22 protein-coding genes and 1 pseudogene are annotated in these 22,416 nt (G+C 44.9%); 14 read left to right on the top strand and 9 right to left on the bottom strand.

The annotated features are described in order from the left end of the window. The 3 genes from OH463_RS00570 to OH463_RS00560 all read right to left on the bottom strand — a co-directional run bounded on the left by OH463_RS00570 (position 1) and on the right by OH463_RS00560 (position 4,298). Positions 1-1,620 (bottom strand): (2,3-dihydroxybenzoyl)adenylate synthase, encoded by a 1,620-nt coding sequence (locus OH463_RS00570; protein WP_269990271.1) that lies wholly within the window; start codon positions 1,618-1,620, stop codon positions 1-3. Next, positions 1,617-2,837 (bottom strand): isochorismate synthase, encoded by a 1,221-nt coding sequence (locus OH463_RS00565; RefSeq protein ID WP_050567809.1) that lies wholly within the window; start codon positions 2,835-2,837, stop codon positions 1,617-1,619. Before OH463_RS00565 ends, OH463_RS00570 begins: the two co-directional genes overlap by 4 nt. Before the next feature lie 354 nt (positions 2,838-3,191). Further along, positions 3,192-4,298, bottom strand: coding sequence for a hypothetical protein (locus tag OH463_RS00560; protein ID WP_269990269.1), 1,107 nt, complete (start codon positions 4,296-4,298; stop codon positions 3,192-3,194). A gap of 92 nt (positions 4,299-4,390) precedes the next feature. On the opposite strand from OH463_RS00560, the gene OH463_RS00555 reads away from it, so the two are divergent. Next, positions 4,391-5,182 carry a 2,3-dihydro-2,3-dihydroxybenzoate dehydrogenase gene (locus tag OH463_RS00555; protein ID WP_050935484.1) on the top strand — a complete coding sequence of 264 codons (792 nt, stop codon included), beginning with the start codon at positions 4,391-4,393 and terminating at the stop codon, positions 5,180-5,182. A gap of 24 nt (positions 5,183-5,206) precedes the next feature. Here OH463_RS00555 and OH463_RS00550 read toward each other — a convergent pair whose 3' ends face one another. From OH463_RS00550 to OH463_RS00525, 6 genes and pseudogenes are all read right to left on the bottom strand, one after another. Continuing rightward, positions 5,207-5,926, bottom strand: coding sequence for a transglycosylase SLT domain-containing protein (locus OH463_RS00550; RefSeq protein ID WP_269990268.1), 720 nt, complete (start codon positions 5,924-5,926; stop codon positions 5,207-5,209). Between the two features lie 143 nt (positions 5,927-6,069). Next, entirely contained in the window at positions 6,070-7,197 is a 1,128-nt protein-coding gene (locus tag OH463_RS00545; protein ID WP_009696053.1) for an HNH endonuclease, read from the bottom strand. 23 nt (positions 7,198-7,220) lie between these two features. Continuing rightward, positions 7,221-7,802 (bottom strand): annotated as a pseudogene (locus tag OH463_RS00540) (class I SAM-dependent methyltransferase); the annotation flags it as partial. Between the two features lie 144 nt (positions 7,803-7,946). After that, positions 7,947-9,191 carry an NAD(P)/FAD-dependent oxidoreductase gene (locus tag OH463_RS00535; RefSeq protein WP_256902213.1) on the bottom strand — a complete coding sequence of 415 codons (1,245 nt, stop codon included), beginning with the start codon at positions 9,189-9,191 and terminating at the stop codon, positions 7,947-7,949. An 8-nt stretch (positions 9,192-9,199) separates the two neighbouring features. Beyond that, entirely contained in the window at positions 9,200-10,267 is a 1,068-nt protein-coding gene (locus OH463_RS00530; RefSeq protein ID WP_009696050.1) for a class I SAM-dependent methyltransferase, read from the bottom strand. 30 nt (positions 10,268-10,297) lie between these two features. Continuing rightward, the gene (locus OH463_RS00525; RefSeq protein WP_005446495.1) at positions 10,298-10,693 is read right to left on the bottom strand and encodes a hypothetical protein; all 396 of its coding nucleotides are present in this window, start codon (positions 10,691-10,693) and stop codon (positions 10,298-10,300) included. 75 nt (positions 10,694-10,768) lie between these two features. On the opposite strand from OH463_RS00525, the gene OH463_RS00520 reads away from it, so the two are divergent. Genes OH463_RS00520 through OH463_RS00460 form a run of 13 tightly spaced genes read left to right on the top strand, consistent with a single transcriptional unit; the run spans position 10,769 to position 22,402 of the window. Continuing rightward, positions 10,769-11,494, top strand: coding sequence for a beta-ketoacyl synthase chain length factor (locus OH463_RS00520; protein ID WP_009696049.1), 726 nt, complete (start codon positions 10,769-10,771; stop codon positions 11,492-11,494). Further along, on the top strand, positions 11,491-12,255 hold the full coding sequence (locus tag OH463_RS00515; RefSeq protein WP_009696048.1) for a lysophospholipid acyltransferase family protein: 765 nt from the start codon (positions 11,491-11,493) through the stop codon (positions 12,253-12,255). Before OH463_RS00520 ends, OH463_RS00515 begins: the two co-directional genes overlap by 4 nt. Positions 12,256-12,271: 16 nt before the next feature. Beyond that, positions 12,272-12,544, top strand: coding sequence for a phosphopantetheine-binding protein (locus OH463_RS00510; RefSeq protein WP_009696047.1), 273 nt, complete (start codon positions 12,272-12,274; stop codon positions 12,542-12,544). A 15-nt stretch (positions 12,545-12,559) separates the two neighbouring features. Then, a complete protein-coding gene (locus tag OH463_RS00505) occupies positions 12,560-12,817 on the top strand; it encodes an acyl carrier protein (protein WP_005446488.1) in 258 nt (85 codons plus the stop codon). Continuing rightward, positions 12,817-13,377, top strand: coding sequence for an intracellular septation A family protein (locus OH463_RS00500; protein WP_009700647.1), 561 nt, complete (start codon positions 12,817-12,819; stop codon positions 13,375-13,377). The genes OH463_RS00505 and OH463_RS00500 overlap by 1 nt, the downstream gene beginning before the upstream one ends. A 5-nt stretch (positions 13,378-13,382) precedes the next feature. After that, entirely contained in the window at positions 13,383-14,753 is a 1,371-nt protein-coding gene (locus OH463_RS00495) for an AMP-binding protein (RefSeq protein WP_029788645.1), read from the top strand. Positions 14,754-14,764: 11 nt separating this feature from the next. After that, complete coding sequence (locus OH463_RS00490; RefSeq protein WP_005446483.1) at positions 14,765-15,124, top strand: ApeI family dehydratase; 360 nt, start codon at positions 14,765-14,767, stop codon at positions 15,122-15,124. A 1-nt stretch (position 15,125) separates the two neighbouring features. After that, positions 15,126-16,868, top strand: a complete 1,743-nt coding sequence (locus OH463_RS00485; RefSeq protein ID WP_038898589.1) for a glycosyltransferase family 2 protein — start codon at positions 15,126-15,128, stop codon at positions 16,866-16,868. Then, on the top strand, positions 16,852-18,405 hold the full coding sequence (locus OH463_RS00480; protein ID WP_269990265.1) for an HAL/PAL/TAL family ammonia-lyase: 1,554 nt from the start codon (positions 16,852-16,854) through the stop codon (positions 18,403-18,405). The genes OH463_RS00485 and OH463_RS00480 overlap by 17 nt, the downstream gene beginning before the upstream one ends. Beyond that, positions 18,405-18,851, top strand: a complete 447-nt coding sequence (locus tag OH463_RS00475) for an acyl-CoA thioesterase (RefSeq protein WP_269990263.1) — start codon at positions 18,405-18,407, stop codon at positions 18,849-18,851. Before OH463_RS00480 ends, OH463_RS00475 begins: the two co-directional genes overlap by 1 nt. After that, on the top strand, positions 18,851-19,480 hold the full coding sequence (locus OH463_RS00470; protein ID WP_269990262.1) for a LolA family protein: 630 nt from the start codon (positions 18,851-18,853) through the stop codon (positions 19,478-19,480). Before OH463_RS00475 ends, OH463_RS00470 begins: the two co-directional genes overlap by 1 nt. Next, entirely contained in the window at positions 19,452-21,794 is a 2,343-nt protein-coding gene (locus tag OH463_RS00465; protein ID WP_269990261.1) for an MMPL family transporter, read from the top strand. Before OH463_RS00470 ends, OH463_RS00465 begins: the two co-directional genes overlap by 29 nt. After that, complete coding sequence (locus OH463_RS00460; protein WP_005446475.1) at positions 21,791-22,402, top strand: DUF3261 domain-containing protein; 612 nt, start codon at positions 21,791-21,793, stop codon at positions 22,400-22,402. The genes OH463_RS00465 and OH463_RS00460 overlap by 4 nt, the downstream gene beginning before the upstream one ends. Positions 22,403-22,416 lie beyond the last annotated feature (14 nt).

Below are 22,416 nucleotides of genomic sequence, written 5' to 3'. Positions count from 1 at the left end.
TTAAACGAGTTCGAGTAGTTTATTTTTATTCACTTTACCTACTGGCGTTTTGGGTAATACATCAACAAAAACGACCATATCTGGGATCTTAAAATCAGCCAGCCCACGCCCTCGTAAGAAACGCTTTATCTCGATTGGTTTCGGGGCTTGCTGCGGGCAAACTAAGGCAGCACAACTGCGCTCCCCAAGGTAATCATCTGGGATGGCAATAACAGCAGCATCATGGACACAATCGTGCGCCAGCAAATGGTTCTCGACCTCTTCTGCTGCGATTTTTTCACCCCCTCGGTTAATCTGATCTTTGTCGCGACCAACAACTTTCAAATTGCCCTCTTCAGTCAGCAGTACTACATCGCCAGTACGGTAGTAGCCTTGCTCGGTGAATGAACGCTGATTGTGCTCAGGAGCCCGGTAGTAACCTTGAATGGTATAAGGTCCACGCACGAACAAAATACCTTCCGTTCCTTGCGGGACAGGGTTACCCATTTCATCGAGTATCAACAGCTCATCAGCAGGTGACATTGGGCGACCTTGCGTCGTAACAATCACGGACTCAGGATCATCCAGACGGGTGTAGTTAACTAGCCCTTCAGCCATGCCAAATACTTGCTGTAAGGTACAACCAAGTTCAGGTTTGATACGCTGTGCCGCTTCCTCACTAAAACGAGCCCCCCCAACTTGCAGCACTTCTAATGAAGTAAGGTCATGTCGAGTTCTTGCTGCTTCATCGAGCCACAATAGTGCCAACGGTGGCACTAAAGCGGCTACGGTAATTCGGTACTTTTCAATCAAAGAAAAGGCAGTTTGAGGGCTTGCGTCTGGAGCAAGTACAACGGTGCCACCCGCCATAAAACAGCCCAACGCACCGGGAGAACTCAATGGGAAATTGTGGGCGGCCGGTAAAACACAAAGGTAACGCATATTTGGCGAGAATTGGCAAACCTCATTGCTCGCTCGCACACTGTATAGATAGTCGTAATGTGTGCGAGGAATAAGCTTAGGTGTGCCAGTCGTACCACCCGATAATTGGAAAAAGGCAAAATCTTCACCGCGATGAACTTGAGGCTCAACATTGTCTAGCAAGAGCGCTCTAAGGGCTACGCTACCAATCGGCATGGCACTTATGTCACCCGCCCAAACGATGTTCTTTAAGCCTGGTAATTCAGACGCTACTTGCAGCGCAATATCAGCCGTATCGACGCCAAGTTGAGGAGCAGTGATTAACGCTTTTGCCTGTGTAAAATGACAAAAGTATCGAATCTCCGAATAACGATGAGCGGGTAACGCAAGCACAGGTTGAACGCCAATTTTAAGCAGTGCAAAAAAGCTAATGTAAAACTCGCCTATGTTAGGCAAATGCAAAACGACCTTGTCGCCAGATTTAAGATTCAGAGTCGATTGGAAACCAGCAGCTAACTTATCAACATGCTCAAGTAACGATTGATACGTCCACTGTCGCTCCCCGTCAACTAGAGCAACATGGTTAGGAGAAATAGAGACGCTTGCCTCAAGCATCTCTGGAATGGTTTGCTCTGTCCAAAAACCCGCTTGGCGGTATTGCTTTGCTAAACCTTCCGACCAAGGTGTAAAACCAGAGGCATTCATGCTTAAGCAAGTCATTGAACTACCTCCATATTCTCACGGATTTCAATACCCAGCGCGTTCAATACAGTGCGCATTTTATTTCCTGTTTCTTCAAGCTCACTTTGTGGCTCAGATCCGGAGACGATCCCAGCTCCGGCATAAACTCGAATACGCTTCTTCTCAACTTCAGCGCAGCGGATAACAACAACCCATTCGCCATTACCACGAGCATCTACCCAACCAACAAGACCCGTGAAATAGCCCCTATCAAAGGGCTCCACTTGACTGATGAAATCGTAAGCTTGAGCCGTAGGATAGCCACACACGGCAGGCGTTGGGTGAAGCGCACTCGCCAATTTCAGAACGCTGGTATTGGCATCGGAAACCGTCCCTTCAATACGAGTCGAAAGGTGCAACATGGCTTTGGTTTCAATAACCGACGGCACCATAGGCACATAAAGGTTATGACACCAAGGTTGAAGCGCTTTTTCTACCGCATCGACCACTACCGCATGCTCATGAAGATCTTTGCTACTCTCCATCATGAGCTCTCCTTGCTGCTGATTCATTGATGCATTTTCACAACGTCGACGAGAACCTGCCAGAGGATTTGAGCACACATGAGGACCTTTGCGGGATACCAGTAATTCAGGGCTGGATCCCATCAAATAAGCGTCAGAATGACCACCGCCGATACGAGTAGAAAAGGTATAACCACCAGGATTTTGCTTGAGTAAGGTTTTGAGGAAGCGAGCTCGATCGATTTCATCTTGTGTATCCACTTGCATCGTGCGTGACAACACCACTTTATCAAGAGCGATGTTTTCTTGGCTGCAACGATGAGTGGCAAGCTCAACACTATGCATGTATTCAGTAGGCGTCGGGATAGGTTGAATAGAAGAAGGATGACAGTCGTTGCAACCATCGATATCTAATACTTTATCCGGTCTGATCGGCGACGTCGTGATCAAACGCTCAGGGACGATAAAGTGCACAGGATTATGCTCAGAAAACGGTATTACACCAACGGCAATAGGGTTGTCATTCCCCTCTTCCTTCGCCGATTCTAGTAATTTGCTAATGTGAGTATCTAACTCTGAGAATTTAACTTGTTGGGAAAATTCTGCAGCAATGCCTTGCGTAAGCAACGTCACCGTCGGTGAGCTAAAGAAGAACGAAGCGTCATCCGTATGGGCGTTGAGAAACTCTGTGAGCATAGTACTGCTTCCCATGGAGTTACGAAGCATAATCATCTCTCAAACTGTATTAAACATAGCGTCCCAAATGAGATTCCTTCTCATTTGAAGAATGAGACTACACACCTAGTTACAATTATTCAATTATTTTTGATAATAATTATCATTCGCACAACTTATAGTTTTATAAATTAATATTCTTAAACAAATAGAACCTCAAACAAACAATTCACCATATTTATATCTAAGTAACTTCAAATCTAAGCAACTTCAAGGTGGAGGATTCAGAGCGAGTTGCCTTGGTTCGTATGCATCGTTAACAATTTTTGATTTGGATCCATAGCCAAAAAGAAAGGGCTAACGCCATCAGCCGTCAGCCCTTTCTCAATCTTTATTTCAATTAACAGCGCATCAGTTGTTATCAACAAAGCCGTATTTCTTATCACTTAATGAGCGAATCTCATTGAAGCGGTCTTGCGTCTTCCCACCGATAATATCGACGCGTCTTTGCATCTCATTTACCCACTCCCGATCTTCCATCACATCACGAGGGAATACCGTTGTTCGTTGGTTATCACCCAGATAAAGAAAAGCATCAAACAAACCACCGACTTGGGCGTCCATGTCGTCCATCGCAGCAAGCTTATAACGGGCTTTTGGTAATAAATCGATAAACCTCAGATCAGCAATCGGACTTTTTGCGACCTCAAGAAGCGCCGGAGCTTTTACGTCATGAAACGTCTTCACCACTTCTGGTTCCGTCATTGGCCAAATCAAGTAGGTACTATTGGGAAACGCTTGCTCTAATCGTGTTGCCAATGGCCAAGCACTGGCTTGTGTTTTTGCAACGTAATCCCGCGGCGCATTCACCAAATGGAAAGCCCCAAAAATCAACAGTGCTTTCTGATTATTTTGTATACGCTCGGCAGCAACTTGATAAAAATGATCCGTCTTGTTTTTAGCAGCTTGCTGCCATACCTTTTCATCACTTACAGTGCTCCAATCAAACGGTGCTTCGGCTAAATGCACATGGATTTTTTTCCCTTTAGGTAGCGTTTGATTTCGCACTTTTATCGCTTTGAAGAAATCGGCATAAGCATCTGGCATCCAAGCCATAAAGTAGATCGAACCTCGCAAAATTGAGCGAAGCTGTTCATCACTCACGTCCCCACCAGCTAAGTAGTTATCCAGTACAGGTTGGTACTTTGCATTGCCAAACTCCACCACAATATGCGTGACTTGATCTGAAAATGCAGGAGTCGAAACCAGCTCTGTTGCATAGCGCAAGAAAGCATCATTCCAATGATAATCGCCAATACCCACAAAGTTGTGTTGCTTAAACGCATTAAGAATCACAGCGTCTGCTGATTTAGCTTGCTCGACCACTTGTTCGATTTTTTGCTCGGACAGATCTACCTCTGCGTAGTGTGGTAAATACTCACATCCAGCCAACCCGATAAGCCCTAACGTGAGCAACCAAGGTTTGATTTTCCAACCTAGTTTGTTCGTCAATTTCATTACCTCCTTGTTAACATTATGACAACGATAACAAAAATCATTATCATCTATCTAGTTTGGATGTGATATTTGCAGCACGAAGGGAGAGGGTTATGAATGAAAACAACACAGAATTCAAAAGTAAACTGTGCCTAGTGACTGGTGCAGGGCAAGGTATTGGACTTGCCTGTGCCAAAAGCTTATTGGAACAAGGGGCTACTGTGATTGCCTGCGATATCACGCAAGCTCTGCTAGAGGAATTCAAACAATCTTTGCCAAAAAAACAGCAAGCTCGAACGTTGCTACTTCCCTTTGACTTAGCCAACACCACAGCCGTTCAGTATGCGTGTCATTATCTTGCTCAAGGCAAGCTCATTCCTGACTACGTGATTACATGCGCCGGTGCGCTACATCTTGGTTCTGTTCTGGAACTTCCTCCTGAAGCGCTCATTAAAACGTTAGACGTGAACCTAAAGGGAACCATGCTACTGACACAACAACTGGCGAAATTGCTGGTTCAAAATAACAAAAAAGGCGCGATTGTTGCGGTAGGTTCGAACGCAGCAGACACCCCAAGAGTCAACATGTCGGCGTATTGTTCGTCTAAAGCGGGACTTCATATGTGGATGCAATGTTTGGGGTTAGAACTCGCGGCATACGGCATTCGCTGTAACATTGTTAGCCCTGGCTCAACCAGAACACCGATGCAAGAACAAATGTGGAATGAGTCCTATGGAGAACGAGAAACGATTCAGGGTAACTTAGCGTCACACCGGATTGGTATTCCTTTGAACAAGATTGCAGAAACCAAAGACATAACCAATGCGATTGAATTTTTACTGAGTGAGAAAGCGGGTCACATTACCATGCACGATTTAAGAGTGGACGGCGGAGCAACTTTCTAGTTGCCCCAGATTTAAGAGAATGAGCTAGCCTAAGAACTTAGGATGCAGTCCCTTTTCTAGCTTACGTCTCACTTTATATGACACATCGCCTAGTGTGATTTTCCCAGCGTTATTGCGGTCGATCCCTGCATTCTGGCGATAAGCAATTGATCCTTGTTTAAATAATACATGAGCAGCGGGTTTACCAATAGCCGCAGGATACAGGATCGCCATATACACATCCTCAAGAGAAGACAGGCGGTTTCGGTAAGGCATAAAATACGCTTTCACATAATCGAGTTGCTCTAACGCACTCATTTGAGCAAGCTTCTTTGTGCTCGTACCAAGTGCTTCCGCGGTTGATGGCATAAATTGAATCAAACCCGTCGCCCCACTCCCCGAGCCGTTTTTGATGCTGGGGCTGAATGTCTCTGCTGTTTCAAAAGCCATGCAAGCCATCAGATGATTTGGATCGATGTTGAGATCTCGGGAAATATCATTCACTTTACTTTTAAACTCAGGAGATACGCGACTCCCCCAAGCAAGAGCATCTACAGAAGGCGTCGAAAAGGGCACAGGAACATGACCTTTCTTGTAGAAAAATGAAGATGGAGAGAGGATTTTTAGAATTTTCTGATACTTTTGAGTGTACGTATCAGAAAGGGGAAAAACCTTATCTTTCTTGTGTTTAAGCTGCTTAATTTTTATCAACTTATACAATAACTTAGAAACCGTTTTCACGATAAAACCACATTTGGAAAACATGCTCTAAACTGTAATCCATTTCTCACTTATTTAACATCGTTATCAGTAATAACAAGCAAAAGTGTGAGATAGATCTTTTTGGCTTTCTGAGAGCGAACGAAGAAAGGACATAAATGCTGATTTCATCTTCATTCGTGTTCAATTTATAAACCCTTAAATATTACCCCTCTATGGTGACCTAAGTAACGCTTATGTCTATGATGCACCTGAAAGGACATGTCTTCTTGTAATCCAAGAACCTCGGGTTTCTCTAGATAACTTGAAATCAAAACCTTCCCACTATCATTGAATGATATGAATCCAAGATCGAATGCCTTATCGATATTTGGAATTAACAACAGCCCGTTAAATCTATCTAATCGCTCTTCGTTATCCGATTCACGCCAAGGCTTAATATGAGATGCCAATAGCAACTGCGTGTTCTTAAAACCCGTAACGGCACAACCACCCCACATATCAATTAATTTTGACCTGAAGTGCCCCTGCCCCATTCTTGTATTAACTAAAATAGTCTTTTCCGTCGAGCTGAGCTGCTTATCGTTCATTACTTGTCGAATATCTGCATTAACATCTATCTGAGATAAGTCGACAAAAAAGTTTTCGTAGTGAGAAAGCGCAGCACTGTACATCCCTTTCCCCTTGATATCTCGAATTTTAAACTCAGGTAAACTTTGGGCTTTGAGCTTATAGTTCTTAAATTCACCGTATGATTTCACATCTGTAATTGGTTCTTGAATCTGTCCAGCATCCATAAGCCAGTTCGATATTGAACCACGAACTGCGCCCAAATAGTTTTTCGCTGTTTTCTCTGACTTACCTAGGTCAATCAACCAGCGATAAAACAAAGACGCTAAATCTGAAAGGTTTGAAACAAGAGCATCTTTCAATTCATTTGAAACGATATAGCTACTCATATAATCATAAAGCTCATCATCAAGATAAGCATAAGCAATCGCTTTTGACGAGTATCGTTTGGTAGATTCCGCTTGAAAACCATCATTGTAAGACAAGTGCCAAAATCCCTCACTTCTCAGAAAAAAGTAAGGATTTTCCGGTGTATCCCTATCATTCCCAGTAGCAAAGTTTGCTAAGTGATAAGTGAAACGCTCTTTGAGGACCTGATTAAACTCTATTTTGTTGGAAGAGATATGTCCCGCCTGAATGAGCTCCATAACCGTGAGCAACATGCACACTTTATGAGGGCTCTTTTTCCCATTAGAGCTATTCATATTCAGGCTACGGAATTTATCTACATAATATTGAAGTGACACGGCTTGTTCTTCTTTCACTTTAAAATCACAACGGTTTGCCAGTAAACATCATCCCTCTTGAGCTGATCTTTACTGTCAGAAACTTGTCTAACGATAAGCGCATTGTTCTTTGCCAACTGCTCTAACTCTTGAACAGAAACAGGATAAGCTTTGCGCCCATCAGTGAACTCTCCATGGCGAAGGCTTATGACCAATCGACCATTGGGCGCAAGCAGATTAGAGAGCTTACGAAAAGCACGTTCACGATGAGAAGTAGCAAGATGCATCCAAACCGCGCTCACTAACACAAGATCAAAGCGAAGCCCCAAGTTGGTGGTTTTCTCAAGTGCTGGCAAAGAATCTTCCAACCAAACGACAGAATCATCAGTTTCAGCTTTTCCTAGTTTTAACAGCGACGTTGCAGGCTCCAGCGCAATAACCTCGCAGCCTTTTTTGGCCATCCATTTAGCATCTCTTCCGGAGCCTGCGCCAACATCCAACACACGATCACCAACAAGAGGCCAAAAAGCCTGCCAACTTGTATGCACTTGCTCAAAAGTTGTTGAATCATATTGCTCTGCTAATGAGCCAGCATTCTGATTATAAAAATGAAAAGTCGAAGACATGGTTGGGCTGCTGTTATTAAACTCATTAAATCATAAGGTTAAACGAAGACAGACGCCATCATGAGTGTTTAAAAATTTAGGTTCAACCGACGAAAAAGCCCCGCGATTTTTTGCGGGGCTTCGGTATTAAGAAGAGTGGGAGGATTACATCCCCTCATCTCTCACTAGCTCAGCTAGGGTCGCTAAGCGCTGCTCACTCTGTTTTACGTATGGGTTGGCTTCATCCCATGCGTAACCCGCAAGAATCGCGCTGATCATCTGTTTGATACGTGGATTGGGTTTTTGGTAGAAGATAACATCTTGCAACATGCCGTTGTACCAACCTTCCACGTAAGTACGGAAAGTATTGACGCCCACCATTAGGCGATCAGCATAATCAGATTGCCAATCGACCGTTTCACCATTTAGCTGGCGTTCAATGCAGTCTGCTGCAAATTGTGCTGACTTCATGGCAATAGTCACGCCTGAAGAGAAGACAGGATCAAGAAACTCACCAGCATTACCAAGCAACGCGTAGTGTGGTGTCGCTAAGTGTTTTACGTTCGCTGAATAGCCACCCAGTTCACCAGCAGGATTTGGGTACTGAGCTTGGTTAAGGAGCTGCGCAAGCCCTGGTTCTTCACTTGCTAACTGCTTAAGAGCGGTAATCTTATCCTCGGGATAGTTTTCAAAGAACGTCGGTTCGCCAACCACACCAAATGAGCAAGTACCATTTGAGAACGGGATCAACCAATACCACACATCATGATTTTCAGGATGCACAGAGATCAGGATCTTGTTGCGATCGTATTCAATCCCTTCTGCAGTAATGTTGTCTTCAATGTGCGTAAAAATTGCTTTTCTTGGTGGCAGGCATGAAGGCTCTTCTAGCGCGAGCAAACGAGGAAGAACGCGACCAAAACCACTAGCATCTAGCACGTAATCGGCTTCAATTTGGTAAGCTTGTTTGTCAGCGTCAAGCACATTAAGAATCGACTTGGCACCTTCAAAGTCGATGCTTGTCAGTTCGTGCTGGTAACGAATTTCAACACCTTGCTCCACTGCACTGTCTGCCAGTACTTTATCGAAGTTACCGCGTTGAACTTGGTAAGTGGTACCCGGTCCTGCAGTGAATTTATCGGTGAAATCAAATTGGGTATAAACGCCATTGCGACGAAACGCAGCACCATCTTTGTACTGGAATCCATATTGGTTCACCGCTTCCAACATACCGGCTTGCTCTACCACTTCCATGCAGGCAGGAAGAAGGCTTTCACCGATCGAAAAACGTGGGAACAACGCTTTCTCAATCACAACGACATTAATTCCGCGCATATTGAGCAATGCGGAAACGGTAGAACCTGACGGTCCTGCACCAACGACGACGACTTGCTTTTGTTCTTTTCTCATTCTGCTTTCTAGTTTGCTTGTAGTTTTAATAATGTATGACCGAGACCAATGTTGTCGGTTCTTTCTGTCACGACTAAGCCTGCCGCTTCAACAATTTCCAGGAAATCATCGCTGCGGTAGAAACGACTGTTGCCGTTTGCTAAACAGGTAAAGTAAAGCGAGGTCGCGTTCAAGCTATAAGAAGCACCCGCGTATTTTTGTGCATCCCAGAACAGTTCTAAGATATACACCGTATCGCCTTCTCGAAGCTGCGCTTTCACTTTCTTAAGAATATTGAGAATTTCGATTGGTGAGAAGCAATCAAGGAATTGACTCATCCACCAGATATCAGCGTGCTCAGGTAACACTTGAGCTTTATCCAGCATGTTGGCTGGGAATGGAGTGATGCGCTCACTCAGTTGATTTTCCTTGGCATTTGCCATCGCAACTTCTAGCTGCTGAGGAAGATCAACAATTGTAATGTTCACATCTTGATCGTGGTTACAGCACTGCATTGCCCACTTACCAGTATTGCCACCAATGTCCACAATGTGACTTGGTTTATTAGCAAATACTTCTTTAAGTAATAGTGGGAAAGAGCGATCAGAGTAAAAGTGGTCAAACTTGAACCAGCTTTGTTTCGCTTGTTCTGGCAATGTTGATAACCCTTGGTAAATGGTTTCCCAATCACCAAGTTCTTTAAGACCTGACGGCTTGCCTTCTTTGATCGCATCCGTTAGGTGCATCATAGCGGCGTAACAAACATCGGCAGTGAAATCCATGTTTGCTTGCGTCATGCCATCATAAAGTAAGTAAAAGCCTAGGTTAGCCAAGGAATAGTTAGGTTTTTCCCACAAAACAATGTGCGCACTAATGGCCATATCCAACAATACTTTCACGCCGTATTCAGACACACCCGTTTTTTCTGCAATTTCTACAGCGTTCATACCCTTTGAGCCTGCACTGTCGAGCGCGGCTAAGATACCAAGTTCTCTTAATGTTCTCGCAGTGTGGAAAACAATAGGGGCAAAAGATAATTTTTGAGCTTCTGTTTTAGCTTCAAAAGCGTTGAAAGGATCAATATTTTGATTTAACACGAAAAAACCTAACTTCAATTAATATAATTATTACTGGGACTCTGCGCCTAAAAGTGCAAGCGCGCGTTGAATATCAACATTTAAGTTGTTCACCCAACGGTTGTAATTACGATGGATTTTGCCATCACTTGCTTTTAGATTTACTGAGTTGAGATAAATAATTGAATAATATTTGTTGCTATATGGAATTTTTACTTCCGCAAAGTGACTACGAACGTTGATTTTTGCAATTAATACACCTGGGCTTGTTTCTTCAATCGTCCAACCGCGATTAGTTGCTGATTGAACAATCGCCGCTTTTACTTGTTTATTTTGAAGATCATAAGCAACTGGAGTATCCTCCACATTCAATACAGGTTGCACTCGACCACAACCGACAAGAAGCAAAGTTAATAGCACTGATATAAACAGCTTTAAACGTGACATGATAATTTCCTTTATTATGGTTTCTGCTGAAGCTTAAATTGTATCGAGCGGTAAAATAAAGCAATTTAATCAAATATGCCAAACTCCAAGATCAAAATTTCGTTTAATATCGACGCTTGGTCAGCTAACTCTCAAGGGCTTAGTCAAGTCGATGAGTGGAAACAATGGACCTCTACCGGTCAGTGGCCAGAAGAAGGCAAACTGAACGTATCTGATATCCCACCTATGATGCGCAGACGTATGAGCCAACTGAGTAAGCTAGCGGTTCAAACGGCGATTGAGTTGCTCAAGCAGCACGATGTTGACTACCTTGTTTTCTCTAGCCGTCATGGTGAACTTCATCGCAGTGTGGCGTTGGTAGAAGATATCCTCAAGGGTGAAGAAGCTTCGCCAATGGCATTCTCTCAGTCTGTGCATAATACCGCAGCGGGGCTTGCGACCATCGCAACTAAACAACCGATCCCTCTCACCTCTATCGCAGCTGCTGAAAATACCTTCCAAAGCGCGTTAATCGAAGCGTGGCTATTCCTGTATGACAATCCTGACAAGAAAGTTCTGATTGTCGATTTTGATGAGCCACTCCCAGAGTCATATTCTGAGTTTGAAACGCACGCTTACCATGGATATGGTTTAGGTCTGGTGCTTTCTCATGGCGATACTTTTAGCGTACAAGCAACAACAGAGAAAACAGACGAAGATGCCTTTCCGCAAGGGCTTGGCTTTATTCAGCACTTTTTATCATCAGCAAACAATTGGACGATTCATTCGCCTCAACAATCATGGGAATGGCGTCGTCAATGAGGATGTTGAATCAATATTGGCGAGTATTCGCGACAGGATTTTGTTTCTCGGTTTTTGGTTTAGGTGGCTTGGCACTCAGCTTTATCGTCATTCCACTTATTCACCTAACTACATCGGATATAAAACAGAGAGAATATAAAGTTCAAGGGGCGATTCAATATTCTTTCAACACTTTTTGTAATTTGATGAAGCTTTGCGGCGCAATTGATTACCAAATCATTGGTGCCGACATTCTTGAACAAGATAAAAACTGTCTCATAGTTGCGAACCACCCAAGTTTAATTGATTACGTTTTGATCGCATCCCAATTAAAGCGCTGCGACTGTTTAGTTAAGTCCGCAATTTGGGCAAACCCATTTATGAAGCACATTGTTAAGGCTGCAGGTTATATACCCAACGAAGCACCTGATGATTTATTAGCAATGTGTGAAGAAAGATTTGACGATGGTAACGTTTTGCTTATTTTTCCTGAAGGCACAAGAACCACTCCAGGTGTAAAATCGAAATTACAAAGAGGCGCTGCGCAAATAGCGGTTAGAACCGAGCGAGATTTGCGTGTCGTACATATTACGGTCACGCCAAGCTTCCTGACAAAAGAGAAAAAATGGTATCAAGTTCCAAAGACAAAACCATTTTTCAAGGTTGAAGTTAAGGATAAAGTTGAGATTGAGCCTTTTATAAAGCAAACTACGTCCCCAACGATAGCGGCTCGTCGCTTACAACAGCATTTGGCTGAAACTATATTTCCAGAAAATTCGTAATTATAAGCAGGTCCCAGTGGAACAATTACACAACGATATCAAGCAACTTATTATTGACGCTCTAAACCTAGAAGATTTAACCGTCGACGATATTGAAACAGAAGCACCACTTTTTGGTGATGGTCTTGGCTTGGATTCTATCGATGCTCTTGAACTTGGATTAGCAATTAAAAAGCAATACAACATTGTCATTGATGCAGACGATTCGAACACTCGTGAGCACTTCGCTTCTGTAGCTAACCTTGCGAAGTACATTTCTTCTCAAACCTCTTCTCAAGATAATGAATAGTTTTTAGGTATATTCATGACAGACGTAAATAAAGATCAAGTATTTGAACAAGTTAAAGATGCGCTTGTGGAGCTATTCGAAATTGAAGCTGAAGACATTCAGCCAGAAGCCCATCTTTACACCGATCTAGACCTAGACAGCATTGATGCCGTAGACCTTGTTGTACACCTACAAAATGTCACTGGCAAAAAGATCAAACCAGCAGAATTCAGCACAGTTCGTACTGTCGATGACGTGGTTAATGCAGTAACTGAACTTCTCAAGGAAAGTTAATGCGCCAATTGCTGACGGTTTTGTCTGCAATTGTATTATTTGCCTATCCCTTCGCGGTTTACTTCGGTATCGACCGATTTGGTTTAAATCTGGTTGGTGGCTTATTGGTTGCAGCGTTGCTTTTGCGGTTACTCGCTGCAAACAAAACACCACTCAAAGAGTTTAAGTTCCTTGCGATCACCACGGGCGTTGTGGGTATTGTCTTAGTCACCTTAGGTGTTGTTTTTAAGCAGCACGGGTGGCTAAAGTTCTACCCTGTTGTCGTCAACCTTTGCATGCTTGGCGTGTTCTCACTGAGCTTGAAGCAACCGCAAACCATCATCGAGAGACTGGCTCGCCTTCAAGAGCCTGAACTTCCTCAAAGTGGCGTGATCTACACACGAAAAGTTACGATCGTGTGGTGTGGATTCTTTATCTTGAATGCATCGGTAGCACTGTATACCTGTTTTCAACCAATCGAAATCTGGACGCTGTACAACGGCTTAATCAGTTATTTACTCGCTGGTAGCTTGTTCGCTGGTGAATGGATAGTGCGTCAATTTGTACGAAAGGAACATTAAATCGTATGAACACAAGTTCGTTAAACTTCTCCTCTATTGCGACCTTAATGACAGCCAATAGAGAGGCACAATCCACGATTGCGTATGACAGAAACCAAACCATGACGTGGGAGTCTTTTCAGCATAACGTCGCCAGTTTGCGAGCAACGTTAGAAGCGCTTAATGCCCAACGAATCGCGCTCTGTTTTGGCAACAGCTACCTTTTTGCGCTCAGTTTCTTTGCTTGTTGCCATGCTGGAAAATCCATCGTCCTTCCCGGCAATTACCAACCTGAAGCTTTAAAAGAGCTCGACGAGCACTTCGATCTTGTATTGCACGACACTGAAGTGATGATTCCGACAGGGCTCTCAGCTTTGCACGTGAATACAAGTTTCGATTCTCTCATTTGTGAATGGCAAGCCTTGCCACTTGCGAATATCAACGTCACGCTGTTTACCTCAGGTTCAAGCGGTAAACCAAAAGCGATCAGAAAAACACTCAAACAACTGGATGTGGAAGTCGCCATTCTTGACGGCTTATGGGGAGACAAACTGGAAGGTTCTCATATCGAGAGCACAGTATCTCACCAACATATCTACGGATTACTATTCCGCGTTCTCTGGCCATTGTGCTCTGGGCGCCCTTTTGCCGCTCATAACTTAGAATTTCCAGAGCAGATTGTGCATTTTGCCTCTACTGAGACAACATTGATCAGTAGCCCTGCATTACTTAAACGCCTGACAGAAGAGCATCAACCATCGGCGTTACGCTGCGTTTTTTCTTCTGGAGGTCCTTTAGCTAATGATGCTGCCAATCACAGCCAGCAATTGTTTGGTGATTACCCATTAGAGGTCTTCGGCAGTACCGAAACGGGTGGTATCGCTTATCGACAGCAATTATCTGCTACCCAACCTTGGACTCTATTCCCCGGTGTAGAAGCCGCTCTAAATCATGAAAACTGTTTAAAGCTTCGCTCCCCCCACATTGATGAAAACGCGTGGTATCAAACTGCAGATGAATGCTATTTCCATGATAGTATTTCCTTCGAACTACGCGGTCGCACCGACAGAATCGTCAAAGTTGAAGAAAAGCGCGTTTCGTTGGTCGAAGTCGAGAAGCGTTTAGAGCAATTGCCGTGGGTAAAAGAAAGTGCCGTCATCCCGATGGAAGATGCCGGGCGGCTGTCTCTATTTGCAGTGATAGTCTTGACCAACGAAGGCGATCAAACACTGCAAGAACTCGGGAAAGGTAAGTTCTGGTTAGCGCTAAGAAAAGCCTTGCGTAGCTGGTTAGAGCCGATTGCTATTCCAAGAAAATTCCGCGTTTTAGACGAGATTCCGCTCAATAGCCAAGGCAAGCGCCAGATCGCTGAAATAGAAAAACTGTTCCAAGAATAAAAGAACTCATCATGGACAAAAGAAAACCAACGCTCAAACAGGTTGATATCGACAATCACATCGCGACGATTGAAATGCGTGTCGATGCCGACATCTTGGATTTCCAAGGTCACTTTACCCATTTCCCATTGTTGCCAGGCGTAACACAAATCGATTGGGCGCTGTTTTATGCGGTCGAATACTTGAACACACCAACACTGTTCAAAGGCATGGAAGTCATCAAATTCCAAGAACCTATCCTACCGGACATGTGCGTTAGCCTCACGCTTTCCTGGGATGCAGAGCGTGAAAAACTGGCATTTAAGTATACGTCGATCTCGGGCGAGCAAACCGTGGTTCACTCTTCAGGCAAAATGAAGCTAGGGAATTAACGTGACAAGCGCAAGCAACGAGAACCAATACCACCCTTGTTTTCTTATTCCATGCTACAACCATGGCAGCACGATTGCGGCTGTAGTTGAGTCGTTGTCTGTTTTTTCCCTGCCAGTTTTAGTCGTTGATGACGGCAGTAATGAAGAGACAAAACGTGCTCTAGATGCTTTAGCAAATGAAGAGAAAATCACCTTGATTCGCCTTTCAGAAAACCAAGGTAAAGGTGGCGCAGTAATGGCTGGTATTAAGCAAGCGCAGCTACAAGGGTTCTCTCATGCAATTCAGATAGATGCCGATGGGCAACACGACCTTGAGGCTGTGCCAACGTTATTGCAGGCTTCGCAGGCTAACCCAAACAGACTAATTTCTGGACAACCGGTTTACGACGAAAGCGTACCTAAATCACGTCTCTACGGACGATACGCGACCCATGTTTGGGTGTGGATTGAGACGCTATCGCTTTCTATCAAAGACAGCATGTGTGGCTTTCGAGCTTACCCTCTTACCCAAACTGTGGACGTGCTCCACAAGTACGACATTGGTAAGCGCATGGACTTCGACATTGAGATCTTAGTTCGTATGTATTGGGAAGGCACCGATATTGATTTCGTACCAACACGCGTGATTTACCCTGAAGGTGGCATTTCTCATTTTGATGCACTTTGGGACAACGTAAAAATCAGTTGGATGCACACACGTTTGTTCTTTGGCATGTTGCCTCGCATCCCTTCATTGCTGGCTCGTAAGCACAAGCGTGCAAACGAATCCAAGCAAGCAACATCTCGCGACGCTCATTGGTCAAAGCGAAAAGAACAAGGCACCGTGTTGGGGATCAAAACCCTATTAGCCGTTTATCGAGTATTTGGGCGCAAAGTTTTTGACCTCATTTTGAAGCTCGTAATGCGTTACTACCACCTAACAGGTAAGTCTGCTCGACAAGCTTCTGAGATCTACTTAGATCAATTGCAACAACACGCGAAACAACAGAACATCACCCTACCTCAACCTTTGGACAGCTATCAGCACCTGCTGTCATTTGGGCGAACCATGCTTGATAAGTTGGCAGCTTGGCAAGGTGATTTCAGTGTGGACAATCTTACCATTCATGGTCAACACCACTTCGAAGAGATGGCTGAAAAACAACAAGGCGTGGTCATTCTTGGTTCCCACCTTGGTAACATCGAATTGTGTAGAGCGCTTGGTCGCCGACATTCACACGTGAAAATCAATGCATTGGTGTTCACCGAGCACGCCGAGCAATTTAATGCCGTGATGAAGGCCGTCAACCCAAGCTCCGAGCTTAACCTTATCCAAGTGAGTTCGATGGGACCTGATACCGCCATTTTGCTTCAACAAAAAATAGAGCAAGGTGAATGGGTGGTGATTGTTGGCGATCGCACTTCCACCAGCGTTGAAAGCCGCGTCGTTTGGGCGGACTTTTTAGGCAAGCCAGCGCCCTTCCCACAGGGACCATTTATGTTGGCTTCAGTGTTGAAAGCTCCAGTTTATCTGCTGTTTGGTCTACGAGACGATAACGCCGAAACGCCGCACTTTAACGTATATTTTGAACATTTTAGTGATCAAATCGTCTTACCACGTAAGAGTCGCCAAGAAGCGCTGGACAACGTGGTTCAGCAATATGCGCAACGATTAGAACATCACACACTGCAAGCTCCATTGCAGTGGTACAACTTTTTTAATTTCTGGACTTTAAGTAATCAGCAACATGACAATGAACAATAATCAAAGCATCACCTTTGGTGCAGAACGCCTTTCGATTGAAGATGTCGTCGCGATTGCACACGGTGCAAAAGCAAACATGAATGCGTCACCGGAATTCACATCGAAGATTGATCGCGGTGTGGCATTCCTAGAAAAATTACTTAAAGAAGAAGGCGTAATTTACGGCGTAACCACTGGGTATGGCGACTCTTGCACTGTTGCAATCCCACCAGCATTGGTCGATGAATTACCCCTTCACCTCACTCGCTTTCATGGTTGTGGTTTAGGCGAGCTCTTGTCTCATGAGCAAGCAAGAGCCGTGCTGGCAACTCGCCTATGTTCTCTATCACAAGGGGTTTCTGGTGTTTCGCATGATCTATTGAACCAAATCGTCAACCTGATCAACCACGACATTGCACCACGCATCCCCCAGGAAGGCTCGGTTGGCGCTAGTGGCGACTTAACACCACTGTCTTACCTTGCTGCGGCGCTTATTGGTGAGCGCGATGTGCTTTACAAAGGTGAAGTACGCCCAACTCTTGATGTATTTACTGAACTTGGCATTACTCCAATTACGCTCAAACCAAAAGAAGGTTTGGCACTGATGAATGGCACATCCGTGATGACTGCTCTGGCGTGTATTGCTTACAAACGCGCAGAATACCTTGCTCAGTTGTGCACTAAGATCACGGCGATGGTATCGGTAGGTATGCAGGGCAATGATTTCCACTTTGATGAAGCCCTCTTCGCAGTCAAACCTCATCCGGGTCAACAACAAGTTGCGGCATGGCTACGTAACGACCTTAAAGCGGAACGCCCACCACGCAACAGTGACCGCCTGCAGGATCGTTACTCTCTGCGTTGTGCTCCACACGTGATCGGCATGGTTCAAGATTCTCTTCCTTGGTTGCGTCAATTGATCGAGAACGAGCTTAACAGCGCAAACGACAACCCAATCATCGATGGCGACAACGAACGCGTACTGCATGGTGGACACTTCTACGGCGGTCATATTGCAATGGCGATGGACACACTGAAAACAAACATCGCGAACCTAGCGGATCTACTGGATCGTCAGATGGCTCAGTTAATGGACTACAAGTTCAACAATGGTCTGCCATTCAACCTGACGGGTGCGGAAGGCGAACGTAAGCCAATCAACCATGGCTTTAAAGCGGTGCAAATTGGTATTTCAGCTTGGACAGCAGAAGCGCTAAAACACACCATGCCTGCAAGCGTGTTCTCACGCTCAACAGAGTGTCACAACCAAGACAAAGTGAGCATGGGTACGATTGCAGCTCGCGACTGTATGCGCGTTCTTGAGCTGACAGAACAAGTCGCAGCGGCATCTTTGCTGGCGAGTGTTCAAGCGGTAGAGATTCGTCGCCGCCATAATGAGCTAGACGAACACCACATGAGCAGTAACTTGAAGATGATTCGCGATGCGGTACTGGAAGAGTTCGAGTTTGTTGTCGAAGACCGTCCACTAGAGCACGATCTACGTAACTTCATCGCTAAAATCCAACAACGTCACTGGTTGTTGTACGCGGAGGCGTAATGCAAGAACAAGTCCTTTACCCGCTAGAAACCGAGGTGACAATGGTCACCTCATTTCAGGATGCTGATCCGATGGGCGTCATCTATCACGGTAACTTCTTTCGTTACTTCGAAGAAGCACGCCGAGTGCTAATGGAGAAGATTGAGTACAGCTACGGTGATATGCAAGCGTCGGGCTACATGTGGCCAATCATCGACACCCGCGTGAAGTATGTAAAGGCAATCCCATTCAACCATGAAATTCGCATTACCGCGACGCTCACTGAGTGGGAAAACCGCTTGCGCGTAGACTACGTGATTTATGATGCCAAAACCGATCAGCGCATGTGTAAAGCTCATACCACACAAGTGGCAGTTTCTATCGAAAAACAAGAAATGTGCTTTGTTTCTCCTGCCGCTTTTCTAGATAAAGTAGAGCAGTGGCATAAGTGTGGGAGCTTATCTTAATGCGCAAATCCTTGTTCTCTTTATTTGTGTCTATGGCTCTGCTCGTATCATTCTCGACTCCGAGCTGGGCAAAAGTGGTGGATCTCGACTCATTGCAGGCGCAGCTGTCACAAAATGAAGTAGTCCGCGGCGATTTTAAGCAAAGCCGTCACCTAGAGATGTTTAATCAACCGCTTACTTCAACAGGCATTTTTACTCTCAGCAAATCGCACGGTTTACTTTGGCAACAGCAGATCCCATTTGCCGTAAACTTGGTTTTAACTCAAGACAAGTTACGCCAGACCTTTGCTAACCAAGCGCCAAAAACCATCACCGCACAAGAAAACCCAATGGCATTCTATTTTAGCCATGTATTTCTATCGGTTTTCCATGGTGATACCGCAGCATTGAAAGAACAGTTTACGCTGGACTTTTCTGCTCAAGATAGTGGTCAATGGCAATTGGTTCTCACTCCAAAACAAGCGCCACTTAACGCGGTGTTTAAAACCATCACGCTCTCTGGTAACACTCATATTGACCAATTAATGCTAGAAGAACTGCGCGGAGACAAAACAGAGATTGAGTTTACTCAACAAGCGTCTTTGCCAAAGGAATTAACGGATGCAGAAAAGGCTCAATTTGATTTCTAAATTCCGTCTAGGTTCATACGCATTGGCTTGGCTTTGGTTAAGCTTAGTTGTGATCGCAAGCGCCCTGCTATTAAAACAATGGGTGGGGAGCGAACACTCGCCGATTGAAACCAACATCCTAAAACTGCTGCCTGAAAATCAGCAAAATCCAATCGCAGAGCAAGCGTTTGAAGCAGTCTCCACCAGCATGAGTGATCAAGTCATCTTTGTGCTGACCACTGCCGACAAAACACAATTGCTAAAAGCCGCTGGCGCATTTGAAAAAGGGTTAAGAGAAACCCAACAGTTTACCAACGTCGTCGGGAAAATATCACCTGACGCTCAACAAGCTTGGGCAAGCTACTACTTCAATCATCGTTTCCAGCAACTGACTCAAGCACAACGAGAGCGACTAAGCCAAGACCCACAAGCTCAAGTGCAATATGTGGTTCAATCCCTTTACAACCCGTTTTCGGGCGTAACAGGTCAAGAGCTACAAAACGATCCGTTCTTGCTGTTTCGTGATTACTTAAGTCAAGTCACGCAGCAAACATCAGCGTTTAGACTCGATAATGGCTACTTGTCTGTCGAAAAAGATGGTCAACAATACCTCTTAATCACTGCGACACTCAGTGGTTCTCCATACGCTCTCTCGACTCAAAGTGTCGTTCCAAAAATCGAACAACTAGAGCAATCCATCGCCGCACAGTTTAGTGCTAAAACTGCGCATACCGGCGTACTGTTTTACGCAGACTTTGGCACTCAGAGTGCGAAATCAGAAATCAGCACTATTGGCGTATTCTCTTTATTGGGCATCGTCGTGTTGTTCTTGGTTGTGTTCCGCAGTTTAATGCCGCTCTCTTTAGCGCTGTTATCCATTTCGGTTGGCTTGCTGATTGCTCTTAGCGTCACCACTTGGGTATTTGGCAAAGTCCATCTATTCAGTTTGGTCTTCGGTGCAAGCTTGATTGGCGTTTCAATAGACTACGCCTTCCATTATCTGACGGAACGTTTATCTGAAGGCAGCCAGTGGGACAGTCGAAAAGGTCTCAAACATATTTTTGCTGCCATCACTTTAGGTCTTATCACCAGTTTGATTGGCTATTTAGGCATGTTGATTGCGCCTTTCCCAGGCTTGCAGCAACTTGCCCTCTTCTCCTCTATCGGACTGATTGCCGCTTACGCAACCGTAGTGGCTTGGTACCCGATTCTCGCAGTGAAACCTTCTCGCAATGCGGTGAAAGTACCGGGTCATCGGTTGTTGTCTGCATGGTTATCTGTGTGGCAACGTCCTAGTGTGAAAGTTGGGCTGCCGCTTATCTGTCTTATCATCAGTGGCTATTTTCTCACTCAGTTGAAGTACGACGATGACATTCGCCAATTGCAAGCCATGCCAGAAACGCTAAAGCAGCAAGAAGCTTTGATTACAAAAGTCAGTGGAATGCAGGCTTCTCAGCAAATGCTTGTGGTCACCGCCGACACGGATCAATCTCTACTTCAACGACTAGAGCAACTTGACCCCACGCTACAGCAATGGCAACAAACCAACATCATTGAAGGCTATCAAAGTTTGAGTAAGTATCTGGGCTCAACCGAACGCCAACAAAGTGATTTTGCTCTGATAGCGAATCTGTACCAAACGCAAGCTTCTGCTTTAGCATCAGGCTTACAACTGGCACACAAGCCAAAACTGACAAACACCCTTGTGCCAGTCAGTTTGCCAGACTATCTAAACAATCCGGTGTCCGAACCAATTCGCTTCCTCTACTTGGGAGAAATCGAAGGCCAATCGGCAGCGGTCATCACGTTAAACAAGTTGAACGACCCAGAAATTGTAATAGCATTTGCGCAGTCTCAACCAGATATCAGTTACTTAAACAAAGCCGAAGAGATCTCGACATTATTTGGCGAGTACCGCATTAAAATCATGGAGCTGTTATTTGCTGCTGCCGCGATTATTTTTGCCGTTCTAGTCAAACGCTACGGCTTTCACCACGGTTGGCGTATTTTACTCCCTTCAGCAATTGCTTGTATTGGAGGTCTCGCTGCCGCGGTTGCTGCTGGCTCGACACTCAACTTATTTAACTTGTTAGGCTTGATCCTGATCTTGGGAATCGGTATCGACTACACCCTATTTTTTGCTGAGAAAGCACGCAGTTTGAGCACTCTTCTCGCGATTACGCTCTCTGCCATCACAACGGTATTGTCTTTTGGGTTACTCTCTCTCAGTCAAACCCATGCGATTCATAGCTTTGGTGTGACCGTTTTAAGCGGCATTTTCATCGCTTGGCTACTCTCGCCGATTGCTATTATGACTAAGGAAAAATCACAATGAGCACTTCCACGGCCGTGCGTATTTTCATCACAATGATTTTTGTAACTTTGCTCAGTGCTTGCAGCTTAGTACCCAAACAATCAACGCCTAGCGTCGAAATAGAACAAGGCGTCTCTGTCGCGCTCCCTGCCCCGAACGATCTCGGTTATCACCTCACAGCAAGCCAGTTGATTACTGCGACTTGGACCGCAGAAGGAAAAGAGAGACAAGAACAACTGCCGGTGCAATTACAAGTGAACAGCAACGATGTCACACTAGCCGGCTTTTCCTCTTGGGGTACCCGAATTTTATCCCTCAACTACAATGGTGAGCAGATAAATACAGAAGTTTTAACCGGTCTCGATGGCACGTTGCCAGAACCGGAGCAAGTACTATTCAACCTAATGATCACGCTGTGGCCGAGTTCTGCTTGGGAAGCGCCGCTAAATAAGGTAAGGTGGCGAATGATTGATGATGAATATTCTAGAGCCGTGTTTAATAGCGACGGTGAAAAGATCATAGACATCCGCTATGAGAATCACGACAAACTGAAAGGTAAGATTAGCTTTAATCACCTTCAACATCCGTTTTCGATTTCTATTCAAACACTGCAGTATCAATTAAATTAAGAACGATCCTAATA

The sequence above is a fragment of the Vibrio sp. NFR genome (genome assembly GCF_027587095.1).
GTDB classification, from domain to species: Bacteria; Pseudomonadota; Gammaproteobacteria; order Enterobacterales; family Vibrionaceae; genus Vibrio; species Vibrio harveyi.
Note: the sequence above shows the minus strand (reverse complement) of the source record. Positions and strands in the feature narration are given on the sequence as shown.